We start from the raw sequence: 26,834 nt of genomic DNA, 5'->3' as shown, positions 1-26,834 counted from the left end.
ATCGGCGTCGAGTTCAACGAGGAAGCCGCCGCGGCGTTCCCCTACCAGCAGGCCTACCTGCCCTACAACCGCCTCGTCGACGGCACCGTCCATGACTGGTGAGCGGACACAACCGGTGACCCCCATCGACCCCTTCCCGGCAGGCCACGGCCGGTAGTCCTGAAAGGACCGGGAACAAAAAAGGTCCCGGGCGGGAGTCGATGCTCCGCCGCCCGGGACCTGGCTTGTGGCGCCACAATCAGGCGCTGGGGACAGGCGCTTGAGGCCCTGCCGGGATCAGTGAATGAGTTCCCGCGTCATGCCGAAGGGGACCTGGTCGGACAGCGCCGCAGTGTAGTGGCCGGCCTTGTGACGGGTGAGCAGGATGCCCTGCGTCCCGGTTGCCATGGCGATCTCCTGGAGACCGCGGACGGCGTCGTCGAGCCGTTCGTCAAGCACCTGACGGCTGTCGACCTGGATCTCAATGCATTCAGTTACTGTGGTCATCGCTCTGTTCTTTCTTGGGTGTTACTCGTCGGCCCCAATAATTGAAGCGACCATAACGTCATATTTATATGGCCGTCAAATCACCGCGCCGTATCGGACCGGCGTCTGTTCGGACCAGCAATTTGGTCGGGGCGGCCCGCGCGCGGTTGACCTGCTGTTCCATCGCCACAGGCGTTGCTGCGGTGAGTGTGGTCACGTCGGACCGCTCAGGGGCGGGCGAAGGATGCTCACGGACACGGCGGTCGCGGCCGTTGACCTCGCGCAGGGGAGGTGGCGCCTTAGGTCACAACCGTGAATCCGGCTGCCGGATAGCGAACTCCGTTAACCTGCAGCTGCAGTGCGTGGCCGCCGGGGTGGTGGACCCGCGTGGTCATCTGGCGGAAGGCATGGCGCTTCGAAAATGTCCTGGACTCGCCCGGCCCGAGGACGGGCGTGGCGAGCTTGAACACCTTCTCCGCGAGCGTCCCGTTGGCCTTGGCATAGTGGACCACGAAGTCGACGGCGAGCCGGGCCTCCGCGGGGCCGGTGTTCGTGATTTCAAACGCAAAGGCGAGTTCTCCGGGAAGCTCGACGGCGGTGCTGTCCAGCCGCGGCGGCGTCACGGCGATCGACGCCGGCGGGAACCCCAGCAGTTCCAACGCACCCGGATGGGCCTTCTTGAGCAGGGTCCGCAACCCGTGCCGGACCACCCAGGGAGTGTTCTCATCCGGGGCGGCCATCCAACCGGCTGCTGTGGCCACCACATCGCCGGGGGCGTGCCGGGCCAGGTCGTTCAGGTGGTTGGCCACCGAGCGCCGGACGTCGACCACCGGGTCCCGGTACAGCGCGTCGAGGATCGGCAGGGTGGCGGCCGGCCGGTCCGTGATCTCCGGGACGCGGATTGCCCAGGGGAGGTACGCCCGGGTGCCCTCGCTGGCGAGCCGGCGGACGTGCCAGTCCGGGTGGGACGTCCAGGCCTGGATGACGGCCAGCGCCCGGTCCAGATCTGCGGCGAGGAGCCCACGGATCGCGAATTCAGCGGTGAGCCTCGGTGTCAGCTCGGCGAGGAGCGCCAGGCAGTCCTCGAAGTCTTCCGGCCCGGTCGAGCCAAGGGCCAGGGTGGCCGCTGCCTCGGTCACGGGCCAGATCATCCAACCGGTGAAGTCCGGATCATCCAGCGCCCGGCGGAAAACGGCTGCCGTTCCGGCGTAGTCCCCGGGCAGGTCAGCGAGCATGGCGCGGCTGAGGAGGTCGGTGCGTTCCCGCAGGCTCAGCCCGTCCAGTTCTCCTGCCGACGCGGCCAGCTGGGTGAAACGGCCRCCCGGTGAGGCGGCGGCCAGGATCCGCCCCAGTGAGCCGACGACACCCGGGTTGATCAGTTCATTCATAACGCCCATGGCTTCAGGCTACCGGGGAGGGGGCCGCGGGACTGACGGGGAGCCCACGGCCCCTGCGGAGCCGGAACCGGGATATTCTTCTCGAAGGATATGTCCACACACGGTGCAGAGGCGGGAACGGGAATGGCAGAGGAAGCTACCGGGAAATCGCCCGGCCGCTGGCGGGTCTTCCACGACAAGTTTGTCGTGGAAGAACGCTTCATGAGCGAGCGGGACCGAAAGAACCTGTACCGGACCGCCGTCGGCCTCATGATTCTGGGAACTGTGTTGTTCCTTGTGATCCTTGCCGGTGTCCTCCAGCATGACGGGCTCACGGAAGGCGACGAACCTGTCCGTTCGGGGCTCCTGACCCTGCGCTCCGAGCCGCTCACTGCGGTCATGATCTTCCTGGCGATTGTCTTCGGACCCGTCGCCCTTCCGATCATCGTCCTCGTGGTGACGGTGGCCTGGGGCCTGCTGGCGAAGCATGCCTGGCGGCCGATGCTCCTGGCCGGCGCCATGCTCACCGGCGTGATCCTTGCCCAGATCATCGGGCGCACCATCGGGCGCCAGCGACCGCCCGTGGACCTCATGCTCTTCGGCGCCGACTTCACCTTCTCCTTCCCGTCCGGCCACGTCCTCGGCGCCTGCGACTTCCTGCTGGTCGGCACGTTTCTGGTCGTCTCCCGCCGGCGCAACCCCAGGGCCGCGGTCGCAGGCTTCGCACTGGCGGGCGTGGGGATCTTCTTCGCCGCGGTGAGCCGGCTCTACCTGGGCTACCACTGGCTGACCGACGCCTTGGCCTCGTTGTCCATCTCCTTCGTCATCCTGGGCGGGGTGATCGCCCTGGACACCTGGCGGACTGCCCGCATCCGAGGCGAGCAGATCACCGGAACACTCTCCAGGGCCGACACCAGCCAGGATTAGCTCCCGGCCATTGCTCCTTGCCCCCGCCCTGCGCGGGTGCCAGAGTGGGGCATGGCCACCGAAGATGACGTCCGACGCGCCGCGCTGGCCCTCCCGGGAGTGGTGGAGCGGCCCAGCTGGGGCCAGCCCGCCTGGTTTGCGGCCACGCTCATGGCCAGGATCTGGGAGGCGGGCGTGCTCACGGTCAAGACCGAGGAACGCGAAGCCCTCGCCGGAACGGACCCGGACACGTATTTCTGGACGCCGCACCACGATCGTTCGCCGTTGCTCGTGCTGGTGCGGCTGGACCGGATCGATCGTGAGGAGCTGGGCGAGCTCCTCGAGGAATCCCACCGCATCGCCGGCGGCCGGAAGCTCTAGGTCCGGCGTGGCCTGACGCGGTTCAGCTCAGCCTGGAGCCGGGCATTGACCGCTTCGAGTTCCAGCACTTTGGCCACGCCGGCCAGATTGAGCCCCTCCTCCAGCAACTCGCCGATCCGCCGCAGCACCGCGAGATCCGAGTCGCTGTACTGCCTCGTGCCCCCGGCGGTGCGGTCCGGGGTCAGCAGCCCTCTCCGCTCGTAAAGCCTGATGTTCTGCTGCCCGGTCCCGACCAGCTGGGCCACGACCGAAATCGCATACAGGCCCAGCTCCCGACCATGTTCCGTCACGGCACTCCTTCGCGGCATTTTGATGTGCGGGTTTTCCCCCTTGCATCAGTTTCGCACCGGTGCTATAAAAAATCTATATCCACTACCACAGATAATTAGATGGCGTGGATACAGGAAAAAATCAGGACTCTCGCATGAAGGAGTGGGAAATGATGTTGATGCGTACGGACCCGTTCCGTGAACTGGACCGGCTGACCCAGCAGGTTTTCGGAACGGCGGCAAGGCCCGCAGCCATGCCCATGGATGCATGGCAGGAGAACGGCGAGTTCGTCGTCGCGTTTGATCTTCCCGGCGTCAACGTTGACTCGGTGGACCTCGATATCGAGCGCAACGTCCTGACGGTCAGGGCTGAACGGCGCGATCCGACGCAGCCCAATGTGGAACTGATCGCCTCTGAGCGGCCGCGCGGCGTTTTCAGCCGCCAGCTCCTTCTCGGCGACACCCTGGACACCGAGAAGGTCACGGCGAACTACGCCGACGGCGTGCTGACGCTCCGGATTCCGGTGCTGGAGCGGGCCAAGCCCCGGAAGATCGAAATCACCCACGCCGAGGGCAAGCTGCAGCAGATCGGGATGTAACAGCGGGCTGTCCGTCCGGCAGACGCAGAACGCGACGAGGGACGACGGCGGCCGCAGCGGGCCGCCGTCGTCCGATCCCGGCGCTTGCTCCCGGGCGTAAGAGACAGCCAATGAGCACTCGAGAGGGAATGAGCACTAGGAAGGAGGGCGGCCATGAACGCATGGCGCCGCTATGATTCGCACCTGATGCCGGTATTCCACGAGCGCTTCGAGGCCAGATGGGGTGAGGGGACCGCGCCGTTTCTCGACCCGGAGGCCCATGAAGCGCCGCTTCCGCGGGCGCAATGGATCAACATCGATACCGGGGCCGCGCTGGCTGTGGTTCCCGTCTGGACCGTCGACGACAGCCAGCACCGTTCTTTCGGTGTCTTCTACCTGCCGCCGGCTGGCGACATCTGGGTGCTGAGGCCGGGGTACACGAGTTATCTGGAACCCTCAGCGGACGAGGCTGCACAACTGCAGGCCCTGCGAAATGATGCATTCAAAAAGGCCGTGGCACACGCCAAGGAATTCCTGTTCGGCCCGGAGACCGCCTCGTACTGAGGCGCAGTAAAAGCGCGGCCGGACGGGGCCACACCGGCATGCGGGCGCCGGTCGTGGCGCGGGGCCGGGCGGCGGCCTAAAATCAGTCAACTGCCTGCAACTACATAAGGGACCCTGTTGATGAAAGCTTCCGCCAAGGACCTGGCTTCCCTCCTGCCGCCGCGGTTCACCCTCGGAGTGGCGACCGCAGCCTTCCAAATCGAAGGCGCCCTGGACGAGGACGGACGCGGCCCCGCAGGGTGGGACGTCTTCGCCGCCAAGCCCGGAGCGATCGTGGAGGACCACAGCCCCGCGATAGCGTGCGACCACTACCACCGGATGCCCGAAGACGTGGCCCTCATGAAGGAACTCGGGATCGATTCGTACCGGTTCTCGCTGTCCTGGCCCCGGATCCAGCCAGGCGGCAGCGGCCCGGTCAATCCCGCGGGCCTGGACTTCTATGACAGATTGATCGACCTGTTGCTGGCCAACGGCATCGCGCCGATGGCAACGCTGTACCACTGGGACACGCCGCTGGAGCTGGATGAAGCCGGGGGCTGGATGAACCGGGACACGGCCTACCGGCTGGGGGAGTTCGCCTCGATCGCCGCGGCCGCGTACGGAGACCGGGTCACCCGCTGGGTCACGGTCAACGAACCCGCCACGGTCACCACCAACGGCTACATGCTGGGGATGCACGCACCGGGCGAGGCGCTCATGCTGAAGGCCCTGCCCAGCGTCCACCACCAGCTCTTGGGCCACGGCTTGTCGCTGCAGGCGCTCCGGGCGGCGAACGTGCCCGGCGAAATCGGGATCACCAACGTCTATTCGCCCATGGTGCCCGCCTCGATCAATCCGCTGGACAAGCTCAGCGCCGGCCTGATGGACATGGCCCAGAACCGGCTCTACGCGGACCCCGTCCTGCTCGGCAAGTACCCTGACACCGTCCGCGCCGCCACCTTCTTCTCCTCCTTCAGCCCGTCCAGCGAGGACATGGAGCTGATCTCGCAGCCGCTGGACTTCTACGGGCTCAACTACTACATGCCCACGCGGGTGGCCTCCGGTCCGGGTGAGGGTGCCGTGCCGAAGGGCATGGCCGAGGCCATGGGCGATGACCTGAGCGGCACCGCGCCCGGCGCCCCGTTCCACATTGCGTCGTTCCCGGACACCGAGATCACCGCGTACGGCTGGCCCATCAAACCGGAGTACATGGCCGTAGCGCTCGCGGAAATGGCTGAGCGCTACCCGGACCTTCCGCCGGTCTACATCACCGAGGGCGGGGCGAGCTTCGAGGACCTCGAGATCCAGGATCCCGACGGCGGGCTCATCATCCCGGATGAACGACGGATCCGCTACCTCGCGGACCATATTGCCACCGCCATCGAAGCGACTTCACCCGGCTGCGCGGCGGAGAAGGTGGACCTGCGCGGATACTACGTGTGGTCGCTGATGGACAACTTCGAATGGTCGGGCGGCTACAAGCAGCAGTTCGGGCTGCTGCACGTGGACCGCGAGACCCAGGAGCGCACCAAAAAGGCCTCGTTCCACTGGCTTCGGGAAGTCCTCGCGGCCCGGCACCGGAACTCGGTCCCGGTGCCTCCGGGCGCAGGGGGCGCCACTTCCGACGGCGGGCCGGTTGCGTCCGACGGCGGGCCGGTGGCGTCCGACGCCGGCCACCCTCAGCCGGCAGGCTAGCTACGGCACCGGCGGCCGGCCCCGCAGGCGTCTAGAGAATCCCCAGGCCCTGCAGGCTTTTCGCCATGCCTGCGCCGTCCGGGGAGTAGATCCAGGGAACATCGGAACCGGCGTGGTCCCCCGTCTCCGAGTGGCCGCCGGCCAGGACGGCTTCGCTGGCGGAGAGCTGGCGGATGCCGATGGCGGCCACCCGGTCGCCGTGCTGCTGGGCAAAGTGTGAGTAGATCGATTCGTCGTGCTGCCCGTTGTCGCCGAAGAGCAACCAGCGCATGTTGGGGAACTCTTCGGCGAGCAGTTCCAGGTTGCGGCGCTTGTGCTCCTGGCCGCTGCGGAACCACCGGTCATGGGTGAGGCCCCAATCGGTGAGCAGCAGGGCGCCGGAGGGGTACATATTCCTCGTGATGAAGCGGGCCAGGGTGGGGGCGGCGTTCCACGGCCCGGTCGACAGGTAGATGACCGGGGCGTCCGGGTGCTCCACCTTGATCCGGTCCATCAGCACGGCCATCCCGGGGGTCGCCATCCGGGCGCGTTCGTTGAGCACGAAGGTGTTCCAGAGCGCGAGGAAGGGCCGGGGGAGCGCCGTGACCATGATCGTGTCATCGATGTCGGACACGATCCCGAGCTTGGTGTCGGGGGCAATGACAAAGATCTGCGCCGTGGCAGGCGGGGTGCCCTCGGCGCGCAGGACGGCGGTGTGCCAGCCCGGGGTGAGCTCCACCTGCACGACGGTGTCCACGAGTCCGCCACGGTCCGCCTGGACCCGCGCGGTGACCCCGCCAACCTCGATCTCTACCTCGGAGTATTGGACCGGTACGGACGTGAAGGCCCGCCAGCCGCGGATGTTCTGGTTGCCGTTCTGGGCTGCCTGCTCGGCCCGGCTGCCGGGGTTGGGCTTGCTGGTCAGGACCACACGGCCGAGCACCCGGACCCACGTGGTGGATCCGTAGCCTTGGTAGGCGACGGTGGTCGGGACGAAGTCCCAGCGGCGGGCCGACTTCAGGCGGATGCTGTTGAAGGTATCCGAGACCCAGTGCGCCAGGCGGAAAGCCCGGTTGCCGGTAACTGGTTGCGGGCCGGGTGATTGCTGTGACGCCAATTCCATGCCTCCACTCTCCCACAAGGGCCCGTCCGGCCGAGGACTGTGTCCGGCAGCGCCACGGTTCCAAGAACGCCGCGGTTCAACTGAGGGTCCTAGTCCGCTGGGAAACGGGTGTGGCACTGTAAGACCCATGGCACGCATAGAAGATTACGCACTGGTCGGCGATCTGCACACCGCGGCCCTGATCAGCACCGCGGGCTCGATCGATTGGCTCTGCCTGCCGCGGTTCGACTCGCCGGCCTGCTTCAGCGCCTTGTTGGACACTCCCAAGGCCGGGCGCTGGCTGCTGGCGCCGGCGGGCGGCGGTGAATGCACCCGCAGGCACTACCGCAAAGGCACTCTGATCCTGGAAACCGAGTGGGAGACGCCCTCCGGAACGGTCAAGGTCATCGATTTCATGCCTCCCCGCGACGAGGTGGCGGACATCGTGCGGATTGTGGTGGGCATCCGCGGAACAGTCAGGATGCGCGGTGAGCTGGTCCTGCGTTTCGACTACGGGCACATCGTGCCCTGGGTCCGCCACGACAAGCACGGGATCCACGCGGTGGCCGGTCCCGATGCCGCGTATCTGGTGACCGAGGCGCCCTTAAGGGGCGAGCGCCTGCAGACCATCAGTGACTTCACCGTCAAAGCCGGGGATCGGGTGCCGTTCGTGCTGACCTGGACGCCGAGCCACCTGCCCCGTCCACGGACCGTCGACGCGGAACGGGCCCTGGCGTCCACCGAGGAATTCTGGCGGCGCTGGTCAGCAAAGTGCACAGTCACCGGGCCCCACCGGGAGGCCGTGCAGCGCTCCCTGATCACGTTGAAAGCGCTGACGTTCGCCCCCACCGGCGGGATAGTGGCGGCCGTGACGACCTCCCTGCCGGAAGAATTGGGCGGCGAACGGAACTGGGACTACCGGTTCTGCTGGCTCCGCGACGCCACACTGACGCTCCAGGCACTACTCGCGGCCGGCTACACGGACGAGGCCGCCTGCTGGCGTGACTGGCTGCTGCGGGCCGTGGCGGGAGACCCCAAGGACCTGCAGATTATGTACGGCCTCCATGGCGAACGCCGCCTGCCCGAGATGGAGCTGCCCTGGTTGCGGGGGTACGAGAACTCCGCCCCGGTCCGGACCGGCAACGGCGCTGCGGGGCAGCTTCAGCTCGATGTCTGGGGCGAGGTGCTGGACTGCCTGTCACTGACCCGGAATTCGCTGCTGACAAGCACCGACGAATCCTGGGATGTGCAGCTCGCTTTGATGGAGCACCTGGAGTCCGCCTGGCGCCGGCCTGACAACGGACTCTGGGAGATGCGCGGGCCGCGGCGCCATTTCACGCACTCCAAGGTGATGGCGTGGGTGGCGGCCGACCGGATGGTCAAGGGCGTCCGGGACTTCGGCCTGCCCGGCCCCGCGGACCGGTGGGAGGAACTGCGGGAAACGATCCGCGCCGACGTCATGTCCCGCGGGTTCGATGCCGAACGCAATACGTTCGTCCAGTCTTACGGGCGGCCGGAGCTCGACGCGAGCCTGCTGCTCATCGCGCGCGTCGGGTTCCTGCCCCCGGATGACCCGCGCATGATCGGCACGATTGACGCCGTCCAGGGTGAACTCACCCACGACGGATTCCTGCGCCGCTACAAGCCGGCTGAATGCGACGACGGGCTGTCCGGCGAGGAAGGGGTGTTCCTGGCCTGTTCGTTCTGGCTCGTCGAGGCCCTCCTGGGGGCCGGCCGGCACCATGAGGCGCAGGAACTGTTCGAGCGGCTGCTGGCGCTGCGCAACGACGTCGGACTCCTGAGCGAGGAATGGAGCGTCGAGGACGGGCGTCAGCTCGGCAATACGCCGCAGGCCTTCAGCCACTTTGCTCTTGTGAGGAGCGCCCTGGAACTGAATGAAGTGGGTGTACGCCGCAGCGACGCCCCGCTCCCGGGCCGCTGAACAGGGGAGCTGCGCCGGGAACCGGGAGGAAAATGGTGTTCGTCCAGACCTTAGATAAGTATACTTACTAATATCCCACCCCGGGGTAGAGGACAGAGGAGTGTGCGATGGCTGGATATTTCGAACTCGTGGACGCGCCCGACGGCGGCTACCGGATCCGCATGCTTGACGGGGCCGGCAGCCTGATGGCTGTCTCCGTCACCTTTCCCACCAAGAGGGCAGCCGTGGCAGGCATCGCCCAGGCCCGTGAAATTGCCGGCACCGGGCTCATCCGGGACCGCAGTGCCGGCGGGCAGGCCGCACCCGCGGGCCCGCTGACGAGGATGACCCGACGGACCGCAGGGGGTGCCGGCCGTGGAACCTCCCTGGCTGGCGGTTCACTGGCCGCAGGAAAACGGGCGCGGGCTCATCACTGACGCGGATCCTGGCGGCCCCCTTGGCCCGGGCGCCCCAGATTCCATGACCGCCAGCACGTCCCGTCCGGGGCGCAAGGCCGCCGTGCTCTTCGACGTCGACGGCACCCTGGTCGACTCGGCCTACCTCCACACGCTGGCGTGGTGGCAGGCCTTCCGGCAGGCCGGGTACGACGTACCGATGGCGAGCATTCACCGCGCGGTCGGGATGGGCGGGGACAAGATCCTTGCCAAGCTGCTGCCCGCTGACCGGGACACCGGCCAGGACAGCACCATCATGACCTCGCACGCCGCAGTGTTCTCCACTTTCTGGCCGGCCCTGCGCCCGCTGGACGGCGCCCGCGAGCTGCTGGCTGGCTGCCACGACAGCGGACTCGCCGTGGCGCTGGCATCCTCCGCCCGGGAACGAGACCTCGAGGTGCTGCGGGCCACGATCGGCGCCGACGCCTTCATCGATGCCGCCACCAGCTCGGCAGACGCGAAGGAGAGCAAGCCGGCCCCGGACATCCTCGTGGCCGCCCTCAACGCCGTTGGTGCGCCGGCAGCGGACGCAGTCTTCGTGGGCGACGCCGTGTGGGACATCTACGCCGCAGGGAAGCTCGACATTCCGGCCATCGGCCTGACCTGCGGTGGCACCAGCGAGGCGGAACTCCGGGACGCCGGCGCCGTCGAAATATATCCGGGTCCGCGGGCGCTGATGGAGAACCTCCGGGACAGCGCCATCGGAAAGCTCGCCGCCCGCGTCCGGCGGAGCTAGCGGGACAGCCGGCGGTTACAGTGTTCCCATGAATCCATCGGGGGACGGTCCGGCAGGGGGCGATCCAGTAGGGGACGGCCCGTCAGGGGACCGGCAATCCGGGCCGTCGCGCGCCACACGGCTGGCCCGTGTGGCTGTGCCGCTCGTGGCACTGGCCCTGATCTTGGCGGGAATCGTCCTGCTGTCGGTGCCGGTGCAGCAGGAGAGTTTCGGCTGGTTTGCTTACGCCCCGCTGTCCCAACAGACCTTCGTCCCGCAGGGCATGCTGATCATGGACCGGGAGAAATGGGCGGGCGTGGTGCTGACCGGTGCGGGCCTGTTGGCGCTGACGTTCTGGTCCGGCTTTCGTGCCGGCCGGCGTTCCCGCCGGCGCGGGGACGGCCACCCCTCCGCGACATGACACTTGGCCGCAATGTTGGCGCGGACCACTGCCGTGAAATGCGAACTCGGCATACGCTAGCCGGATGACACGACAGCACTTGCCCGGCCGCGTAGCAGTAGTCACCGGCGCCGGATCGGGGATCGGCCGGGCGGTGGCCAGGCTCATGCTCGCCGAAGGGTACCGGGTGGTGCTGGCGGGTCGGCGGGAAGCGCAGCTGCTGGAGACCGGCGCGGGACATGCCCAGGCGCTCGCCGTTCCGTGCGATATCACCATGCCCGACGACGTCGAGCGGCTTTTCGCCGCAGCCCTCCAGCACTGGGGCCGGGTGGATGTGCTCTTCAACAACGCCGGTGTGTTCGGTCCGGCCGCCTCCGTGGACGAAATCAGCCTCGCGGACTGGGACGCCACCGTGGCGGTGAACCTGACCGGTTCCATGCTGTGCGCCGCCGCCGCCGTACGGGCCATGAAGGCGCAGTCGCCGCAGGGCGGGCGGATCATCAATAACGGATCGATCGCCGCGCACTCACCCCGGCCCCGGACCGTTGCCTACACGGTCACCAAACACGCCGTGACCGGGCTGACCAAGAGCATCGAACTCGACGGCCGCGGCTTCGGCATCACGTGCGGGCAGATCGACATCGGCAACACGGCCACGGAGCTGACGGACACGATCGGAGTCGGCTCCGGGGCCGTTCAGGCCGACGGCAGCAGCCGTGTTGAGCCGACCTTCCCGGTGGACGACGCCGCCCGCGCGGTGTTGCTGATGGCCGGGATGCCGCCCTCCGCCAGCATCGGGTCCCTCGTGATCACGGCCGCAGGGATGCCGTTTATCGGACGCGGTTAGCCGGGGAGGCCGGCGCGCTCACAGCGGCAGCAGCCCGGACAGGTCGGCGCGCAGCCCCGAGGCGGCTACCCGCCCGGCATCGACGGCGTCTGCCCAGCTCAGGTGCCCGCTGACCATCGCGAGCCAGGTGGCGGCGTCGCACTCAATCACATTCGGAGGAGTGCCGCGGGTATGCCGCGGGCCCTCCACGCACTGGGTCACGCCGAAGGGCGGAACCCGCACTTCCACCGAGTTCCCGGGCGCCCGCGCGGTGACCTCCTCCAGGGAGTAGCGGACCGCCGTCGCAAGAGTGCTGCGCGGGACAGGTGCGCCCGTTTCCGCGGCATCACTTCCGGCGGAATCCGGCATGCGGGTATTGGTTGACTGCCATGCTGCGAGGGCCGCGCGGCCCTCGTCCAGGGCTATCCGGCGGCGTTGTACAACCATTAATTTTGCCTCCTGTATGTCGCAAAGCAGCTAACGCGGCCAGCGCCTCTGCCGAGGGCCGCCGGGCGGTTGCCTATTCCACCCTACCCCTCACGTAATTCATATTTTGTAAACATCCTTGACAACTATTCGGCCATTAGTAGCAGTAAAAGCGAGTAGCTACCCTCAATTGAACCTAGGTAATGCCAACGCAAATACCAGTAGGGTGCCCTACTAATCGCGTACGCAAATCCCTAGCGTGGCTTACCGCCGTAAGCCCATGCTCGAAGTGCAGCCAGCCGAAGTGACGGCGGCAAACGGACGGCGCGGGCGGGCCCACAAAGTGGCTCGTCAGGCGCGGCGCAGGACACCGGGCCGCAAGTAGCGGCGCTTTTTGCATCGAACGGCGCATCGAACGACATTGGGGGCAATAGTCTTTAGCGTCCCTTCTCTCATTCGCACCGCAGTGAAGGCCGATAATGCGTTCTTTTGATATTCCGCAAAATCAAACCAAAACCACATTCGATTGGTCCGCCCTCAGCGATTTCTACACCGAGGCATCCCCATACTTTCCCGTGGCCGTGGCCGGAGCCATTGTGTGGGGCCTGTGGCTGTACCGCTTCATTCTCTCGCGCCGGGCCCGGCCGGTGGTGAACGATTTCGAGGCCACAACCTCCGTGATCGTCCCGTCCTTCCACGAGGATCCCGACATCCTCATGAGCGCCCTCGAATCCTGGCGCCAGCAGCGGCCTGACGAGATCATCATTGTCCTCGACGTCGAAGATCTCGAGGCGTACCGCCGCATCACGGCGCTGGGGGACAAGACCATCCGGCCGGTGCTGTTCCACCACGTGGGCAAGCGGTCAGCCCTGGGCGCCGGCGTGCGGCTCGCGCAATACGACCTCCTGGTGCTCACGGATTCCGACACCTGGTGGAAACCGGACCTGCTCCGGAACGTCCAGATGCCGTTCGCGGATCCCCGGGTCGGCGCCGTCGGCACACACCAGAACGTCTACCAGCGGAACACAAGCATCTGGCGGCGCATCGCGGACTGGATGGTCAACCTCAGGTATCTCGACTACGTGCCGGCGATGGGCCGCGCCGGGGCGGTGCCGTGCATTTCGGGCCGGACGGCCGTCTACCGCCGTGAAGCCGTGCTGCTGGTCCTGGAGCATCTGGAAAACGAGTACTTCATGGGCCGCCGGTGCATCTCCGGCGACGACGGCCGCCTGACCTGGCTGGTCCTGGCCTCCGGGTACAGGACGGTCCACCAGTCCACCGCGCAGGCGCTGTCCATGTTTCCGTCGACCTTCGGCGCCTTCGTCAAGCAGCGGGTCCGCTGGAGCCGGAACTCCTACCGCTGCTACCTGACCGCGATCGCCATGGGCTGGCTGTGGCGCGTCCCGTTCGTCACCAAAGTGACGGTGCTGCAGATCCTGCTGACGCCCGTGACCATGGGGCTGACGGTCTTCTACCTGATCTTCAACCGGCTGGACCCGACGCCGCTGGGTTTCGCGGCCGCCGCGTGCTGGCTGCTGCTGGGCCGGGGCATCCGGGGCATCTCCCACCTGCGCCGGGAGCCAAAGGACCTCCTGATCCTGCCTGTCTTCGCCCTCACAGTGATCCTGGTTGCCCTGCCCATCAAGGTATACGCCTTCGCGACGATGAACAGGCAGGGCTGGCTCACCCGGCATACGGACCAGGTCGGCGGCGACGGCCAGGACGCCCGGAGCCTGACGCCGGGGGCGGCCTCGACATGAGACCCACCAGGCAGGGACTGCTCGTCACCCTCGCCGCCGTGCTCCTCGCGGGGTCCGGCACGCTGATCCTGCAGGCCGACAAGCTGTTCAACCAGCGCCCGCTCGATCCCGTGGGCCGGAACGAAATCGCGGCCAACGGCAACGTCCAAGGCGAAATCTACCCCGGGGACCCGGCCCGCGAAGCGCAGCTCGTTCAACGCGAAGACGAACGGCTCATCTACGTGCGCACCGTCGCTTCGGTCGCCCGGTGGCGGGTGGACGGGCTGGAGGGCGCCTTCCGCCTCCGCACCGGCACCACCTACACCCTGATCCTCCCTGCCCGGCCCGAACCGTATACCCTCGCCGATCTCGAGGTCCTCACGCCCAAGGGCTTTGTCCGTCAGCCGGACGGCGCCTACGTCCTGTCCGAGAGCATCGTCGTCCTGCCGGGGGCCAATCTTTCCCTGCTCGCCCCCGACAGCCCGGAGGGACTCGACATCCGGCTGGAGAGCACCCGGGACCACTTCGTCTCCATTGTTGCCCTGGGCGGGTCCCTCACCGTGGCCGGCTCGGCGACGGCGGACGTCCGTGTGACCAGCTGGGACAGCGCGGAGCAGGCCGTCGACACGAGCACCGCTGACGGCCGCGCCTACATCCGGGTCCTCGGCGGACACGCCTCCCTGACCCGCGCCAACATCTCCAACCTGGGGTTCTGGAGCGGCAACACCGGCGGCCTCTCCCTGACCGGAACGGACGACGTCGGGGCGTTCCAGAGCGGTCCGCCTACGGCGGAGCAGGCCACAGAGGCAGCCGCCGGCGGGGCGCGGGTGCTTCCCGAGGACGTCCTGGCCGCCTGGGCCGCCAGGGAGCAGGAATACAGCGTGGTGACCGCCGGCATCGATGACGTCACCATCGACGGCAACGCCTTTGGCCTGTTTGTCTCCAACGCCCGGGACATCATCATCGAGGACTCGGCCATCACCGGGAGCCTCGTGGACGGCCTTGTCCTGCACCGCGCCGTCACCGATGCGCAGATCACCCGGACACGATCGTCGGACAACGCGGTGGATGGCTTCACGGTGGCCAGCTCGACCACGCGGGTCCTCATGGAGGAGGTCACGGCGGAGCGCAACGGCCGCAACGGAATTTCATTCGACGGACGGCCCCTCGCGGACGGGCCCAACGCCGTCGGCACTGCCGTGATTCCCTACGGCGGCAACCGCGTGACGGAAAGCTCGGTGGTGGGGAACGCCCGGTACGGGATCGAGCTCAGCGGCGGCAGCAACCTCGACGTCGAGAACAACCGCATTGCTGCCAACGAGGTGGGCGTGGTGGTCAACCACGGAGCGAGCGGCGTCGGCATCAGCCGGAACGAGTTCAGGGACCAGCGGCTCCAGGCCGTGGCGGTCCGGGACGCGCACGCCTCTGCAGCGGTGTACCGGAACACCATCACCGGCGGGGACACCGGAATCTACGTCCGGAACGCCCGGGCCGACATCACCGCCAATACGCTGGGCTCCATTGCGAACCACGGAATCACTCTTGTTGGGGAGGTGGGCGGCACCATCGTCGCGGGCAACACGGTGGCCGGCCAGGGCAGCGCGGCCATTTGGGCGGAGGGGGCCGCCGGGGCCGCCGTCACGGAGAACAACCTGCTGGGGTGGGCGCCGGCCTACACCGTGGACAAAGCCGTAGGGTCCATGTTCCAGCCGCTGAGCCTGGTCTGGATCGCGCTCGGCGGCCTGCTGCTGCTCACCGCCGTGGTCCGGAAGAAGAGGACGGCACAGATCCGGAGCCCCTACGAAGAACGCGTGCCGCTGACCACGCTCAGCCGGGGATTCGTGGTTCCCGACGACGTCGCAGGACTGCGGCAGTGAAGCCGGCCATGACCCCGGCCCGCCCCTGGCTGGTGGCACTTGCCCTGCTGGCTGCCGCGGTGATCGGGGCAGCGGCCTGGCTTGCCGCGGGCAACATGGCAGGTCCCTCCGGCCCAGGCGGCGTTGAGGGCGGTGCCGACTCCGGGCGCGGCACCGTATCGCCTGGGCCGCCGGGGTCAACCGGGTCTCCGGGGTCAATCGGGCCGCCGGGGCCCACCGCCGCGCCGCCCGGCGGGGACTGCCCGGCGGCCACCGTCACCGTAGCCAGCGCAGCGGAACTTCAGGCCGCCCTGATGAACCCCGCGCCCGGATCCGTCATCGGCCTCAGGCCAGGCGTCTATGCGGGCAACTTCACCGCCACTGGAAACGGGGCGGAAGGCCGGCCGGTAACAGTCTGCGGCACGGCCGGCAGCATCCTCGACGGCGGGCGGCTCGACGACGGCTACGTGCTCCACCTCAACCGGGCATCCCACTGGGTGCTCCAGGGTTTCGCCGTACGCAACGGGCAGAAAGGCGTGATGGTCGATGAAACGACGCACTCAGTACTGCGGGGCCTCGATGTCAGCAACACCGGCGACGAAGCCATCCACCTCAGGAAATTCAGCACCGACAACAAAGTTTTGGAGAATTCGATCCGGGACACCGGGCTGCGGAAACCGAAATTCGGTGAAGGGGTCTACGTCGGCTCGGCGGAAAGCAACTGGTGCGACATCAGCGGTTGCGGGCCGGATAAAAGCGACCGCAACGAGGTCGCCGGAAATGACATTTCCGGGACTTCCGCAGAATGTGTTGACATCAAGGAAGGGACATCCGGGGGCATCGTTCGCGACAACCGCTTCGATGGTTCCAGTATTGCCGGCGCCGATTCCTGGGTGGATGTGAAAGGCAATGACTGGACCATCGACAATAACTCCGGCCGAAATTCACCGGTGGACGGATTTCAGACCCACGAGATTGTCGACGGCTGGGGCACCGGGAATGTATTCCGTAACAACACAGCCGAGGTCAACGGACCCGGCTTCGGCTATTCGCTGACTCCGGTACGCGGCAACGTCGTCGAATGCAGCAACAGCGCCTCCCAGGCCGGAAAGGGCGTCTCGAACCAACCCTGCAAAACCGCCTAGAAAAACCGGGCCGGGCGCAACCGTGCCGGTCGACGCCAGCCAGGGTGCTTTCCCCAGGAAGAGAGAAGTCAATGTGCAACCCTCCGTCCTCCGCTGTGCCCAATCCCAGGGTCACTGTCACCGGCACCGGGTACCTCGGCGCCACACACGCCATCTGCATGGCGATCATGGGCTACGAGGTGCTCGGCGCCGACGTTGACCGGAACAAGATCGACATGCTCTGCGCCGGCTGCGTCCCGTTTTTCGAACCCGGCCTGCCCGAGAAACTTGACGAGGCCCTCGCCTCGGGCCGCCTGCACTTCACCACCGATTTCGACGAGGTGGCACAGTTCGGCGACGTCCACTTCCTCTGCGTCGGCACGCCGCAGGCCGCCGGATCGGGGGCCGCGGACCTGAGCTACGTCGAGGAGGCCTTCAGTTCCCTGGCCGCGCGCATTTCCCGCAAGGCCCTGCTCGTCGGCAAGTCCACCGTTCCGATCGGAACGGCGGCCCGGCTGAGCGGGATGGTCAAGGACATCTCGCCGATCGGGCCCGAACTGGAGCTGGCCTGGAACCCGGAATTCCTCCGCGAGGGATTCGCGGTGCAGGATACCCTCTTCCCGGACCGCCTCGTCATAGGGGTGGAGTCCGCGTGGGCGGAGGGGCAGCTCCGCACGGTCTTCGCCCCGATCCTCAGTACCGGCACTCCATTGATCGTGGCCGACCTGGCCACCGCGGAACTGGTCAAGGTGGCCGCCAATTCCTTCCTTGCCACGAAGATCTCCTTCATCAATGCCATGGCCGAGGTCTGCGAAGCCACCGGCGCCGACGTCAGCCTGCTGGCCCAGGCGCTGAGCCTTGACGACCGGATCGGCCGGCGGTTCCTCAAGCCCGGACTGGGATTCGGCGGCGGCTGCCTGCCCAAGGACATCCRGGCCTTCCGGCACCGCGCCGAGGAACTGGGTGTGGGCCAGGCCGTCAGCTTCCTGGGCGAGGTCGATTCGATCAACAACCGGCGGCGCGTCCGCACGGTGGACCTGATCCGGGAACTCGCCGGCGGGACCCTCGCGGGCGTGCGGGTGGCGGCCCTCGGCGCGGCCTTCAAGCCAAATTCCGACGACGTGCGCGACGCCCCGGCACTCGACGTCGCCCGGCTCCTGTACCTGGAGGGTGCCGCGGTGACCGTCTACGACCCCCAGGCCAACGCCAATGCCCACCGGCTCTACCCGGACCTCAACTACGTCGCGTCGATGGAGGAGGCGGTGGCCCAGGCTGATGTGGTGGCGCTGCTCACCGAATGGGAGGAATTCCGCCACGCTGACCCGGACTACCTTGCGGGGTTTGTCCGCCGGCGGCTCATTGTTGATGGCCGGCATGCCCTCGATGCCAGCGACTACACCGCGAAGGGCTGGGAGTACCGCGCCCTGGGCCGTCCCTACCAGCCGAGGACTGTCATTCTGCTCGAGGACGCGCGCGACGGCGCCACCGGCACTCCAGCCTGAGCTGCGGGATTGCCCTGGCGGCCCCCGTCAGGGCGTGCACGGGATGTTGGTGAGTCCCCGGCCCGCAGCGCTCGGCTGGCACCGGACGGTGTTGCCCAGGTCCCCGGACTGGATCCAGACTTCGTAGCCCGGCACTCCGCCCTGAACGGTGTTGCCCGAAAAGGCGTTGTCGCGGCCCCAGCCGTCCAGGACGTTGTGCACCTGCAGGGCGTCGAGCTTGGTGTCTGACCCGGAATTGCCGGCCACGGTGTAGCCGTTACCCTTGACGTCCACCCAGGAATCGGCGGAGTTGGCGCCGGAGAACCCCGCCCCGGAAAAGCTGTTTCCGGTGATCTTGCCGCCCGTGGTGCCCTCCTTGATGTCGATCCCTTCGGCAGCCGTCCGGGAGACGCGGTTGTTGCTGATCAGGACCCGGTCCGAACGGTCAGGGGTCGTGGCGGACCCCATCACGGCCTCCCAGTTGCTCTTGGCGCTGCCCACGTAGATGCCCTCGCCAAAGCCAGGCTTGACCAGGCCCGTGTCGTGGATCTCCGAGTCCCGCATGGTGCAGTCCGTGCTGCTGGCACGGAAGTGCACTGCCTCGCTGCCGATACTGCCGACGTCGACGTTGTCCAGGACGGTGTGGGCGGATCCGTCCAGGACAATTCCCTTCGCGGACTGCGCGACGGACAGGCCCGAGACCTGCCAGTAGCTGCCGGTGATGTGCAGCCCGTAGCCGGATTTCAGTGACCCGGAGCTGAGGACGGCAGCGCGGGAACCGGTCAGGGTAATGGGAGCCGAGTCCGTGCCGGATGCTGCGGCCACGAACTTTCCGGTGTAGGCGCCGTCGTTGAGCCGGATGGTCTGGCCCGGGAGAGCCGCAGCGAGGGCTGCGCTGAGTTCGGCTGCGGTGGAGACGGTCACCGTCCCGGCGGCGGGGCTGGATGCCGCGGGTGACTCGGGTGGAGGTGCCGTGGATGTCGGCGTGGCGGCCGGTGCGCCGGCGTCGGGCGTTTCATTTCCCTCAGCCGCCGGCGTGGAAGGCGCCTGGGCGGGGAGCTGACCGGCTGCCGGGGCGGCGGGCAGCGCGGACGGGGAACCGGCGGAAGGGACGGCACCGAGAACCAGCAGCGTCAGGCCGGCGGCCAGGAGCGGGAGGAGCCGCGGCGCCGGGGGCTGGCCGGAAGTCACCATGCTGCTCCGTTCGGTACCAGGGTCCGGGCGTGCAACCGGAGCGAACGTCCGGAACCATCAAGACTGCCCGATCCGGAGGGCCTCGTCCAGCAAAATCGGTCCGCAAAACGCGTCAGGGCAGCGCGACCGGAGGTCCTGCCTCGTGATTCGGCCGGCGCCGCCGCCGGCCGTCCCCTCAGCCGGGGAACGCCGCCGTCGGCCGCCGCGTCAGTCGAGCAGCGCCGAGACCGCGTGGCCGAGCCGGATCTTGCCCACCGGCCGGCCGCCGCCGAGCACGGGGGCAACAACTTTGTCCAGGACGCTGGCCACTTCCGGGACGTCGACGGCGCCGGCAGCCGCCAGCAGGGTCAGGCCGACGAGCGTGGTGGCCCGGATGTTGCCGTCAAGGACTTTGATGGCGACGGAGGCGCCGGTGGGCGTGGCCATCACCAGCACGCCCTCGGCGCCGATCTTCGCGAGGACGCCGAGCTCGTCCATGACGATGGTGTTGCATTCGCCCTTGCCCTGCACTGCCCATGGGTAGTCCAGCATCGAGGTGGCGATCGTGGCGGCGCGGGCGTTGGAGTTCTTGTCCCCGGGGGCCTTGGCGAGTTTGGAGAAGGCACGGGCCAGTCCGGTCAGGGAGACCGCAGCTACAGGGGCGCCGCAGCCGTCAATGCCGAGGTGGGCGATGTTTTCGCCACAGTACTCCTCGATCACGGAGCGGATGCGCTGCTGCAGCGGGTGGTTGGGCTCGAGGTAGCTGTGGGTGTCCCAGCCGTTCTCGGTGCAGGCCCAGAGGAACGCGGCGTGCTTCCCGGAGCAGTTGAAGGCGAGCTTGGACATGCCCCGGTCGGAGCGGACCAGCCAGTTGCGGGCCGTCTCGTCCTCGGGCCAGGCGGCCGGGCACAGGAGCTGCTCTTCCTTGACGCCCGCGGCCTTGAGCATGCCCTCGACGACGTCCATGTGGTCCAGCGAGCCGACGTGGCTGCCGCAGGCGATCGCTGCCTGCGCGCCGCGCAGGGGGACGCCGGCCTGCATGGAGGCGAGGGCCTGCAACGGCTTCAGCGTGGACCGGGCGTAGATCGGGGTGGTGATGTCGCCCAGTTCGGTGACGACGGTGCCGTCCCCGGCGATAAGGACGGCGGAGCCGATGTGCCGGGACTCCACAAAGCCGCTGCGTTCAACGACGGCCAGTTCGACGGCGGACTCGACGGTGAAGGTGGCATGCGAATTCAAGGGCATACAGCAAGTCTATGGTGCCCGGCAGTGATACCCCGTTATTCCACGGTCACCATCAGCGACTGCCAGCCCGAGGCGCCGTCGGGCACCGGATCCGCCCGCTTGTCCGTCTGGACCTCGCCGGTTCCGTCGGTGGCGCGGGCCTTGATGTAATGCGGGCCCGGGGTGGCGTCCCAGTCGAAGGACCACTGGCGCCAGGTGATGAGTGAGGCCTCGTCGGAAAGCGTGGCTTCGGTCCAGGGTCCGTTGTCGATCTGCACCTCAACCTTGGTGATGCCGCGCGTCTGGGCCCAGGCGGTGCCGCCGATCGCGACCCGCCCGGCCGGGACCCTGGCGAAGGACTTCGGGACTTCCACCCGGGCCATGGTCTTGATGGGGCCGCGCTCGGACCAGCCGCGCTGCGTCCAGTAGGCCTTGCTGTCCGCGAAACGGGTGACTTCCAGGTCCACCACCCACTTGGTGGCGGAGACGAAGCCGTACAGGCCCGGGACCACCATGCGCACCGGATAGCCGTGTTCCAGCGGCAGCGCCTCACCGTTCATGCCGATTGCCAGCATGGCGTCACGGTCGTCCTGCAGGACCTCGAGCGGTGTCGAGGCGCTGAAGCCGTCGATCGAGGTGGAGAGCACCATGTCCGCGCCCTCCTTGGGCCGGGCCATCTTGAGCACGTCACGGATGGGCATGCCCAGCCATTTGGCGTTGCCGGCCAGGTTACCGCCGACCGGGTTGGACACGCACGTCAGCGAGACGTGGGACTCGATCAGGTCCGCGTCGAGCAGGTCCTGGAAGCTGAGCCGGACTTCCTGTTCCACGAGGCCGTGGATGCGCAGCTCCCAGTCCTGGACGTTGACTTCGGGCACGCTCAGGGCCGTGTCAATGCGGTAGAAGTCGTTGTTGGGCGTCAGCCACGGCGTAACCCCCGGCGCCTTGGACTGCACCCCAGCGGGCACGGCGGGGGCCGACTTGGCCGGTGCCGGGAGCTGGAGGGATTCGCGGGCCTGGGCGATGTTGCTGCGGGCCGAGCTGAGCATGCGACCGCCGGTCGCGGCGATGGCTGAGGCTGCGGCGGTGATTCCGGTCGCGGCGAAGAAAGCGCGGCGGCTCGTTGCGGGACGTTCCGGGTCCTTGGCTGCCAGGTCCGCGTCCATTTCCGGCCACTCCTGCATCCGCCACAGCCGCGTGATCAGGAAGCGGAGCGCAATGAGTCCGGCCACGGTGCCGATCAGCGTGGGAATCGCGTCCAGCGGCTTCACACTGGCCCGGGTCACCACGCTCGCGACGATCACGGCACCCATCAGCAGCACGCCTGCGACGCCGAGGGCCCACTTGCGGTACGCCACGATGCCCAGGACGCACGCGAGCAGCAGGATGGTCACCCCCATGCCGACGAACAGGGCGAGCTTGTCGTTCGTGCCGAAAGTGGCGATCGCGAAGTCCTTCATCCACGGCGGCGTGAAGTCGATGAAGGTCGAGCCCAGGGCGATCACCGGCGTCGCCCGCGCCGTGAAGAATGCGCCAACCAGTTCCGCCACGGACAGCACGACGGCGGCGGCGGCCACCCCCGCCAGCGCGGCAAGGGCGGTGGGTCCGGACAGCCACCTGGCGGCCGGGCGCTTGCCGGGCCGCTTCCGGGCGCGCTCCTCGATGCTGAGTTCTTCCGCGCTGGATTCTTCCGTGGCGGGCGTCTGCGTGCTGGGCTTGTCCATAACAGGTCTTCGTAGCTGACAGCTCCGAGGATGGCCCGGCGGGCGGGGCCACCACCGGGGGCATGCCCTCCCTTCGGGCGCGGGGATGGACATAGTGGCGTTATGTCCAGTGGGCGCGGCCGGGGCTGGGCATGTCCGGTGGTGGTCACAGCTTAGGAGCCTGCCGGGTCCACAAAGTACCCTTGGGAACTGTGAAGGTACTTGTCATCGGCCCCGGCGGCCGCGAACACGCCATTGTCCGATCCTTGCTTGCAGACCCGAACGTGTCCGAGGTCCATGCGGCCCCGGGCAACGCCGGCATCAGCAAACTGGTCCCCACACACGCCATCGACGCGAACGATCCGGCCGCCGTCGCTGCCCTGGCCACCAGGCTCACCGTCGACCTCGTGGTGGTCGGCCCGGAGGCGCCGCTTGCCGCTGGCGTGTCCGACGCCGTCCGAGCCGCCGGCATCCCGGTGTTCGGCCCCAGCAAGGCCGCGGCCCAGCTAGAGGCCTCCAAAGCGTTCGCCAAGGAAGTCATGGCCGAGGCCGGGGTCCCCACGGCGATGGCCCGGGTTGCCGGCACCGCGGAGGAAGCCGCCGACGCGCTCGACACCTTCGGCGCCCCCTACGTCGTCAAGGACGACGGGCTCGCCGCGGGCAAGGGCGTCGTCGTCACCAACAACCGGGCCGAGGCCCTCGCCCACGCCCAGACCTGCTTCGACGCCGGCGGAACCGTGGTCATCGAGGAGTTCCTCGACGGCCCCGAGGTCTCCGTCTTCGTCCTCTGCGACGGCAGCAACACCGTGGCGCTCTCCCCGGCCCAGGACTTCAAGCGGATCTTCGACAACGACGAGGGCCCCAACACCGGAGGCATGGGCGCCTACACCCCGCTGGAATGGGCGCCCGAAGGCCTCGTCCAGGAGGTCCTGGACCGCGTCGCCCAGCCCACGGTCAACCAGATGGCCCACCGCGGCACCCCGTTCGTCGGTGTGCTCTTCGTCGGACTGGCCCTGACGTCCCGCGGCACCCGGGTAATCGAGTTCAACGTCCGCTTCGGCGACCCGGAAACCCAGGCCGTCCTCGCCCGCCTCAAGACCCCGCTCGGCGGGCTGCTCATGGCAGCCGCCAAGGGCGGGCTGGACAAGGTCCAGCCGCTGCGCTGGTCCAAGGAAACCGCCGTCGCCGTCGTCGTCGCCGCCGAAAACTACCCGGATGCCCCGCGCACCGGCGACCGCATCCGCGGGCTCAAGAAAGTGGAGTCGATCGAAGGCGTCCACGTGATCCACGCCGGCACGCGGCTCGACGACGAAGGCAAAGTGGTCTCCGCCGGCGGCCGGGTCCTCGCCGTCGTCGCGCTCGGCACGGACCTCGTCGAGGCCCGCGAACGGGCGTACGACGGCGTCGAACTCGTCCAGCTGGACGGCAGCCAGTTCCGCACCGACATCGGCGGAAAGGCGGCCCGCGGCGAGATCAAAGTGCAGTCGCCCGGCGCCGCCGCCACGAAAGCGAAGGCCTGAGAATGAATGCGACTGAATCCGCCATGCCCGCCGGAGGCCTGGACACCGAGACGCTGGACCTTCCCGGCTGGAAGCACATCTACTCAGGCAAGGTCCGCGACCTCTACGTCCCGTTGGACGAGTCCATCACGGAGCGCATCGGCCAGGAATGCGTCCTGGTGGTCGCCAGTGACCGCATCAGCGCCTACGACCACGTGCTCGCCAGCGAGATCCCGGACAAAGGCCGCATCCTGACCCAGCTGAGCCTGTGGTGGTTCGAACAGCTCGGCGTCGAACACCACGTGCTCGCGTCCACGGTCGACGCCGGCGTGCCCGCCGCCGTCGAAGGCCGGGCAATGATCTGCAAAAAACTGGACATGTTCCAGGTCGAATGCATCGCCCGCGGCTACCTCACCGGCTCCGGCCTCCTCGAGTACCGGGAGTCCGGCACCGTGTGCAGCATTCCCCTGCCGGAAGGCCTGGTGGACGGGTCCCGGCTCGAGGAAGCGATCTTCACCCCCTCCGCGAAGGCCGAGGTGGGCGAGCATGACGAAAACATCACCTACGAGGCCGTCGTCGTCACCGTGGGGGAGGACGTCGCCGCCCGGCTGCGCGAACTCACGCTGGAGATCTACACCAAGGCCGAGGAGATCGCCCGCGGCCGCGGCATCATCCTCGCCGACACCAAGGTGGAATTCGGTTTCGACGCCGCCACCGGCGTCATCACGCTCGGCGACGAGGTGCTCACCCCGGATTCCTCACGGTTCTGGGATGCCGCCACGTACGAGCCGGGCAAGGCCCAGCCCTCCTACGACAAGCAGTACGTCCGCGACTGGCTGACCTCGGCCGAGTCCGGCTGGGACAAGTCCTCGGACGTGGCGCCGCCGGCCCTGCCGGCCGACGTCGTCGCCCGTACCCGCAGCCGCTACGTCGAGGCTTTCGAGAAGCTCACCGGCCGGACGTTCGCCTAAGCCGTCGCGGAGCGGGCCGCCCCGGCTCCGGGCGAAGTGGCGGCCTGCGCGCGCCGCTGCGCCAGCCGGATCTCCAGCACGGCGTCCATCGCCTGCTGGACCCGGTCCGAGGCGCCCGCTGCGCTGAATTCCTTCTGGGCTTCCTCGAGATAGACAAGGGCCTCGTCGGATTCGCCGGCGGCCTTGAGCGCCTTGCCCAGCAGGAGGGCCACCTCGCCGGCGACGTGCTTGGCGAGGGCGTCCTTTTCGGCGTGGATCTCCCGCAGCTTCTGGACGGCCGCCACAATATCGCCGGTCAGGTAGAGCCAGCGGGCGCGGATGAACGCCACCTCGAGCTGATCGGTCTTGTTGCCGCCAACGATCGAGAGCGCCAGCTCCGCCCGCTCGATCGAGGTGAGCGTCTCCGGCTCCACGATCCCTGAGGACAGACGGACGGCGGCCGAGGCTTTGTTGAACCGGGCCCAGAGGTCGATGTCGTTCGCGGGGGAGAGCAGCTGCGCCGCCCGCTCGTGGTACTTGATGCCCTCCGGGTAGTCATGGCGCATGAAGGCCACGTTGCCGATCACCCAGGCGACCTCGCCGGCCAGCTGGGTCATGGAATGGTCATCCATCTGCTCGTTCATGGCCTGGCAGTATTCCCAGGCCTCATCCAACCGGCCGCTTTCGGCCAGCGCGCCGATCAGGGCGCGCAGCGCACCAATGATCAGCGTGGAGCCCTTGGGCAGTTCGGCGCAGAGCCGCACCGCCTCCTGCGCATGCCCGACGGCGACCGTCAGCTGCCCCTGGCCGTGGCACACGGCCGCGAGCATCTGCCGTGCCCGGACGCCCAGGCCCGCCGACTCGGCGGCCATCGGGTGGTCCAGCAGCCGCTGGACCAGGTCCTGGCATTCCTTCAGCTGGCCCTGCTTCATCAGGCACTCGGCCTGCATGTAGCTCATGTTCCACCAGGCGCTGGTGTTCTTGGCTTCGAGGGCGATCTGGGCCGCCGACGCGGCGTGAGTTGCCGCCAGCGCGTAGTCCCGCAGGTCCCAGGCCTGGCGCGCGTACAGGCCGGCCAGCACGTATTCGGCGTCGCTGACGGACACCGGCTGGCTCCACGCTTCCAGCGCTTTGGGCGCCAGCTCGAGCCGCCGGGCCAGTTCCTCAATGACATCGGCGGTCGGTTCGCGGCGTCCGGTCTCCAGCAGGGAGATGTAGCTGGGCGAGTACAAGTCCCGTCCCAATTCCGCTTGCGTCAGGCCGCGTTCGAGCCGTTCCGCTCGGAGTTTCTCCCCGAATCCGTTCCCCACGGGTTCCTCCTAATTCCGGACAGTCTTTGTACTAAATGCTTGACAGTCTCTGTGCAAGCCATTTTACAATGTATGTCAACAAGGGCTAGTGCTCGCTTTGTAATGTATCCGAATCGCGTTTCCGACTCGTATTGAGGAACCCACATGTTCAAGAAGATTGCAGCTTCCGTCGCCTTGGCAGGGGCGCTGGCCTTCTCCGCAGCGGCTCCGGCAGTCCTGTCCGTAAGTGCCATCGGTAACTGGCCGGACCCCATGGGCACCACCCTGTCCATCGGCAACTGGCCCGACCCCATGAGCTCCAGCCAGGGAAGCCTCTCGGCCATCGGCAACTGGCCGGACCCGATGACTTTCTCCACCAACATCGGCAACTGGCCGGACCCGATGTAAGCATTGGCTCTTTGATAGCTCCGGGACATGCGCGAACCATGTCCCGGAGTTATTTTTTGCCCCGGAACCCCGGAACCCCGGAACCCCGGAACCCCGGAACCCCGGTCGACTGCGGCGGGGCGCCTGCATCGCCGGCCGGCTGAAAACAAAAAGAGGGCCTTCCCAATGGAAGGCCCTCTTTTGATTGGTCGGGATGACAGGATTTGAACCTGCGACCTCGTCGTCCCGAACGACGCGCGCTACCAAGCTGCGCCACATCCCGATCCGTTGCTTCAAAAGCAACTTCACAAGAGTATCGGATGGGGCTCCGGATGTGAAATCGGGCCGCCGTCTTCCTGCAACAGAAGCCGC

At 67.7% G+C, this 26,834-nt stretch carries 26 protein-coding genes and 1 tRNA gene; 17 read left to right on the top strand and 10 right to left on the bottom strand.

The window, feature by feature from the left end; all coding sequences use genetic code 11:
• Positions 1-276: 276 nt before the first annotated feature.
• Both AB4Y67_RS14520 and AB4Y67_RS14515 read right to left on the bottom strand, forming a co-directional pair.
• The gene (locus tag AB4Y67_RS14520; protein WP_441406477.1) at positions 277-486 is read right to left on the bottom strand and encodes a hypothetical protein; all 210 of its coding nucleotides are present in this window, start codon (positions 484-486) and stop codon (positions 277-279) included.
• Positions 487-764: 278 nt separating this feature from the next.
• Complete coding sequence (locus AB4Y67_RS14515; protein WP_441406476.1) at positions 765-1,862, bottom strand: DNA alkylation repair protein; 1,098 nt, start codon at positions 1,860-1,862, stop codon at positions 765-767.
• Between the two features lie 123 nt (positions 1,863-1,985).
• On the opposite strand from AB4Y67_RS14515, the gene AB4Y67_RS14510 reads away from it, so the two are divergent.
• The gene (locus AB4Y67_RS14510) at positions 1,986-2,768 is read left to right on the top strand and encodes a phosphatase PAP2 family protein (protein WP_441406475.1); all 783 of its coding nucleotides are present in this window, start codon (positions 1,986-1,988) and stop codon (positions 2,766-2,768) included.
• A 51-nt stretch (positions 2,769-2,819) separates the two neighbouring features.
• Complete coding sequence (locus AB4Y67_RS14505) at positions 2,820-3,128, top strand: MmcQ/YjbR family DNA-binding protein (RefSeq protein ID WP_441406474.1); 309 nt, start codon at positions 2,820-2,822, stop codon at positions 3,126-3,128.
• Here AB4Y67_RS14505 and AB4Y67_RS14500 read toward each other — a convergent pair.
• Complete coding sequence (locus tag AB4Y67_RS14500; RefSeq protein ID WP_441406473.1) at positions 3,125-3,418, bottom strand: MerR family transcriptional regulator; 294 nt, start codon at positions 3,416-3,418, stop codon at positions 3,125-3,127. The genes AB4Y67_RS14505 and AB4Y67_RS14500 overlap by 4 nt on opposite strands.
• Before the next feature lie 152 nt (positions 3,419-3,570).
• On the opposite strand from AB4Y67_RS14500, the gene AB4Y67_RS14495 reads away from it, so the two are divergent.
• The 3 genes from AB4Y67_RS14495 to AB4Y67_RS14485 all read left to right on the top strand — a co-directional run bounded on the left by AB4Y67_RS14495 (position 3,571) and on the right by AB4Y67_RS14485 (position 6,213).
• Positions 3,571-3,996 carry an Hsp20/alpha crystallin family protein gene (locus AB4Y67_RS14495; protein WP_441406481.1) on the top strand — a complete coding sequence of 142 codons (426 nt, stop codon included), beginning with the start codon at positions 3,571-3,573 and terminating at the stop codon, positions 3,994-3,996.
• A gap of 153 nt (positions 3,997-4,149) precedes the next feature.
• A complete protein-coding gene (locus AB4Y67_RS14490) occupies positions 4,150-4,539 on the top strand; it encodes a hypothetical protein (protein WP_441406472.1) in 390 nt (129 codons plus the stop codon).
• A gap of 120 nt (positions 4,540-4,659) precedes the next feature.
• Positions 4,660-6,213: a GH1 family beta-glucosidase gene (locus tag AB4Y67_RS14485; RefSeq protein WP_441406471.1), complete on the top strand. Its 1,554-nt coding sequence runs from the start codon at positions 4,660-4,662 to the stop codon at positions 6,211-6,213.
• Between the two features lie 31 nt (positions 6,214-6,244).
• On the opposite strand, the gene AB4Y67_RS14480 is transcribed toward AB4Y67_RS14485, so the two are convergent.
• On the bottom strand, positions 6,245-7,315 hold the full coding sequence (locus AB4Y67_RS14480; RefSeq protein ID WP_441406470.1) for an App1 family protein: 1,071 nt from the start codon (positions 7,313-7,315) through the stop codon (positions 6,245-6,247).
• A gap of 127 nt (positions 7,316-7,442) precedes the next feature.
• Between AB4Y67_RS14480 and AB4Y67_RS14475 the strand changes: the two genes are divergently transcribed.
• From AB4Y67_RS14475 to AB4Y67_RS14455, 5 genes are all read left to right on the top strand, one after another.
• Complete coding sequence (locus AB4Y67_RS14475; protein ID WP_441406469.1) at positions 7,443-9,236, top strand: glycoside hydrolase family 15 protein; 1,794 nt, start codon at positions 7,443-7,445, stop codon at positions 9,234-9,236.
• Positions 9,237-9,343: 107 nt separating this feature from the next.
• The gene (locus tag AB4Y67_RS14470; RefSeq protein WP_441406468.1) at positions 9,344-9,652 is read left to right on the top strand and encodes a YegP family protein; all 309 of its coding nucleotides are present in this window, start codon (positions 9,344-9,346) and stop codon (positions 9,650-9,652) included.
• A 43-nt stretch (positions 9,653-9,695) separates the two neighbouring features.
• Complete coding sequence (locus AB4Y67_RS14465; protein WP_441406467.1) at positions 9,696-10,406, top strand: HAD family hydrolase; 711 nt, start codon at positions 9,696-9,698, stop codon at positions 10,404-10,406.
• Between the two features lie 28 nt (positions 10,407-10,434).
• Positions 10,435-10,806, top strand: a complete 372-nt coding sequence (locus AB4Y67_RS14460; RefSeq protein ID WP_441406466.1) for a hypothetical protein — start codon at positions 10,435-10,437, stop codon at positions 10,804-10,806.
• A 64-nt stretch (positions 10,807-10,870) separates the two neighbouring features.
• Positions 10,871-11,632: an SDR family oxidoreductase gene (locus tag AB4Y67_RS14455; RefSeq protein ID WP_441406465.1), complete on the top strand. Its 762-nt coding sequence runs from the start codon at positions 10,871-10,873 to the stop codon at positions 11,630-11,632.
• A gap of 18 nt (positions 11,633-11,650) precedes the next feature.
• Here AB4Y67_RS14455 and AB4Y67_RS14450 read toward each other — a convergent pair whose 3' ends face one another.
• Positions 11,651-12,058 (bottom strand): sterol carrier family protein, encoded by a 408-nt coding sequence (locus AB4Y67_RS14450; RefSeq protein ID WP_441406464.1) that lies wholly within the window; start codon positions 12,056-12,058, stop codon positions 11,651-11,653.
• Positions 12,059-12,516: 458 nt separating this feature from the next.
• On the opposite strand from AB4Y67_RS14450, the gene AB4Y67_RS14445 reads away from it, so the two are divergent.
• From AB4Y67_RS14445 to AB4Y67_RS14430, 4 genes are all read left to right on the top strand, one after another.
• Positions 12,517-13,797 (top strand): glycosyltransferase, encoded by a 1,281-nt coding sequence (locus AB4Y67_RS14445; RefSeq protein WP_441406463.1) that lies wholly within the window; start codon positions 12,517-12,519, stop codon positions 13,795-13,797.
• A complete protein-coding gene (locus tag AB4Y67_RS14440) occupies positions 13,794-15,653 on the top strand; it encodes a right-handed parallel beta-helix repeat-containing protein (RefSeq protein WP_441406462.1) in 1,860 nt (619 codons plus the stop codon). The genes AB4Y67_RS14445 and AB4Y67_RS14440 overlap by 4 nt, the downstream gene beginning before the upstream one ends.
• An 8-nt stretch (positions 15,654-15,661) precedes the next feature.
• A complete protein-coding gene (locus AB4Y67_RS14435; protein WP_441406461.1) occupies positions 15,662-16,777 on the top strand; it encodes a hypothetical protein in 1,116 nt (371 codons plus the stop codon).
• A 71-nt stretch (positions 16,778-16,848) separates the two neighbouring features.
• Positions 16,849-18,258: a UDP-glucose dehydrogenase family protein gene (locus AB4Y67_RS14430; RefSeq protein ID WP_441406460.1), complete on the top strand. Its 1,410-nt coding sequence runs from the start codon at positions 16,849-16,851 to the stop codon at positions 18,256-18,258.
• Positions 18,259-18,285: 27 nt separating this feature from the next.
• Here the strand turns inward: AB4Y67_RS14430 and AB4Y67_RS14425 are convergent, their stop codons facing one another.
• The 3 genes from AB4Y67_RS14425 to AB4Y67_RS14415 form a co-directional block, all read right to left on the bottom strand.
• On the bottom strand, positions 18,286-19,431 hold the full coding sequence (locus AB4Y67_RS14425) for a right-handed parallel beta-helix repeat-containing protein (protein WP_441406459.1): 1,146 nt from the start codon (positions 19,429-19,431) through the stop codon (positions 18,286-18,288).
• Between the two features lie 207 nt (positions 19,432-19,638).
• The gene (locus AB4Y67_RS14420; RefSeq protein ID WP_441406458.1) at positions 19,639-20,655 is read right to left on the bottom strand and encodes an asparaginase; all 1,017 of its coding nucleotides are present in this window, start codon (positions 20,653-20,655) and stop codon (positions 19,639-19,641) included.
• A gap of 35 nt (positions 20,656-20,690) precedes the next feature.
• Positions 20,691-22,358, bottom strand: coding sequence for a molybdopterin-dependent oxidoreductase (locus AB4Y67_RS14415; RefSeq protein WP_441406457.1), 1,668 nt, complete (start codon positions 22,356-22,358; stop codon positions 20,691-20,693).
• Positions 22,359-22,549: 191 nt separating this feature from the next.
• Between AB4Y67_RS14415 and purD the strand changes: the two genes are divergently transcribed.
• Complete coding sequence (gene purD, locus AB4Y67_RS14410; RefSeq protein WP_441406456.1) at positions 22,550-23,857, top strand: phosphoribosylamine--glycine ligase; 1,308 nt, start codon at positions 22,550-22,552, stop codon at positions 23,855-23,857.
• 2 nt (positions 23,858-23,859) lie between these two features.
• Entirely contained in the window at positions 23,860-24,807 is a 948-nt protein-coding gene (locus tag AB4Y67_RS14405) for a phosphoribosylaminoimidazolesuccinocarboxamide synthase (RefSeq protein WP_441406455.1), read from the top strand.
• Here the strand turns inward: AB4Y67_RS14405 and AB4Y67_RS14400 are convergent.
• On the bottom strand, positions 24,804-26,096 hold the full coding sequence (locus AB4Y67_RS14400; RefSeq protein ID WP_441406454.1) for a helix-turn-helix domain-containing protein: 1,293 nt from the start codon (positions 26,094-26,096) through the stop codon (positions 24,804-24,806). The genes AB4Y67_RS14405 and AB4Y67_RS14400 overlap by 4 nt on opposite strands.
• 144 nt (positions 26,097-26,240) lie before the next feature.
• Here AB4Y67_RS14400 and AB4Y67_RS14395 point away from each other — a divergent pair, with 144 nt between their 5' ends.
• Positions 26,241-26,483 carry a hypothetical protein gene (locus AB4Y67_RS14395; protein WP_346927190.1) on the top strand — a complete coding sequence of 81 codons (243 nt, stop codon included), beginning with the start codon at positions 26,241-26,243 and terminating at the stop codon, positions 26,481-26,483.
• Between the two features lie 185 nt (positions 26,484-26,668).
• Here the strand turns inward: AB4Y67_RS14395 and AB4Y67_RS14390 are convergent.
• Positions 26,669-26,745, bottom strand: a tRNA-Pro gene (locus AB4Y67_RS14390).
• Between the last annotated feature and the right edge of the window lie 89 nt (positions 26,746-26,834).

It is taken from the genome of Arthrobacter sp. YAF17 (assembly GCF_052113365.1).
Taxonomy (GTDB): Bacteria; Actinomycetota; Actinomycetes; order Actinomycetales; family Micrococcaceae; genus Arthrobacter.
The sequence above is the reverse complement of the archived record's forward strand: the minus strand, read 5'-3'. Positions and strand labels throughout refer to the sequence as shown.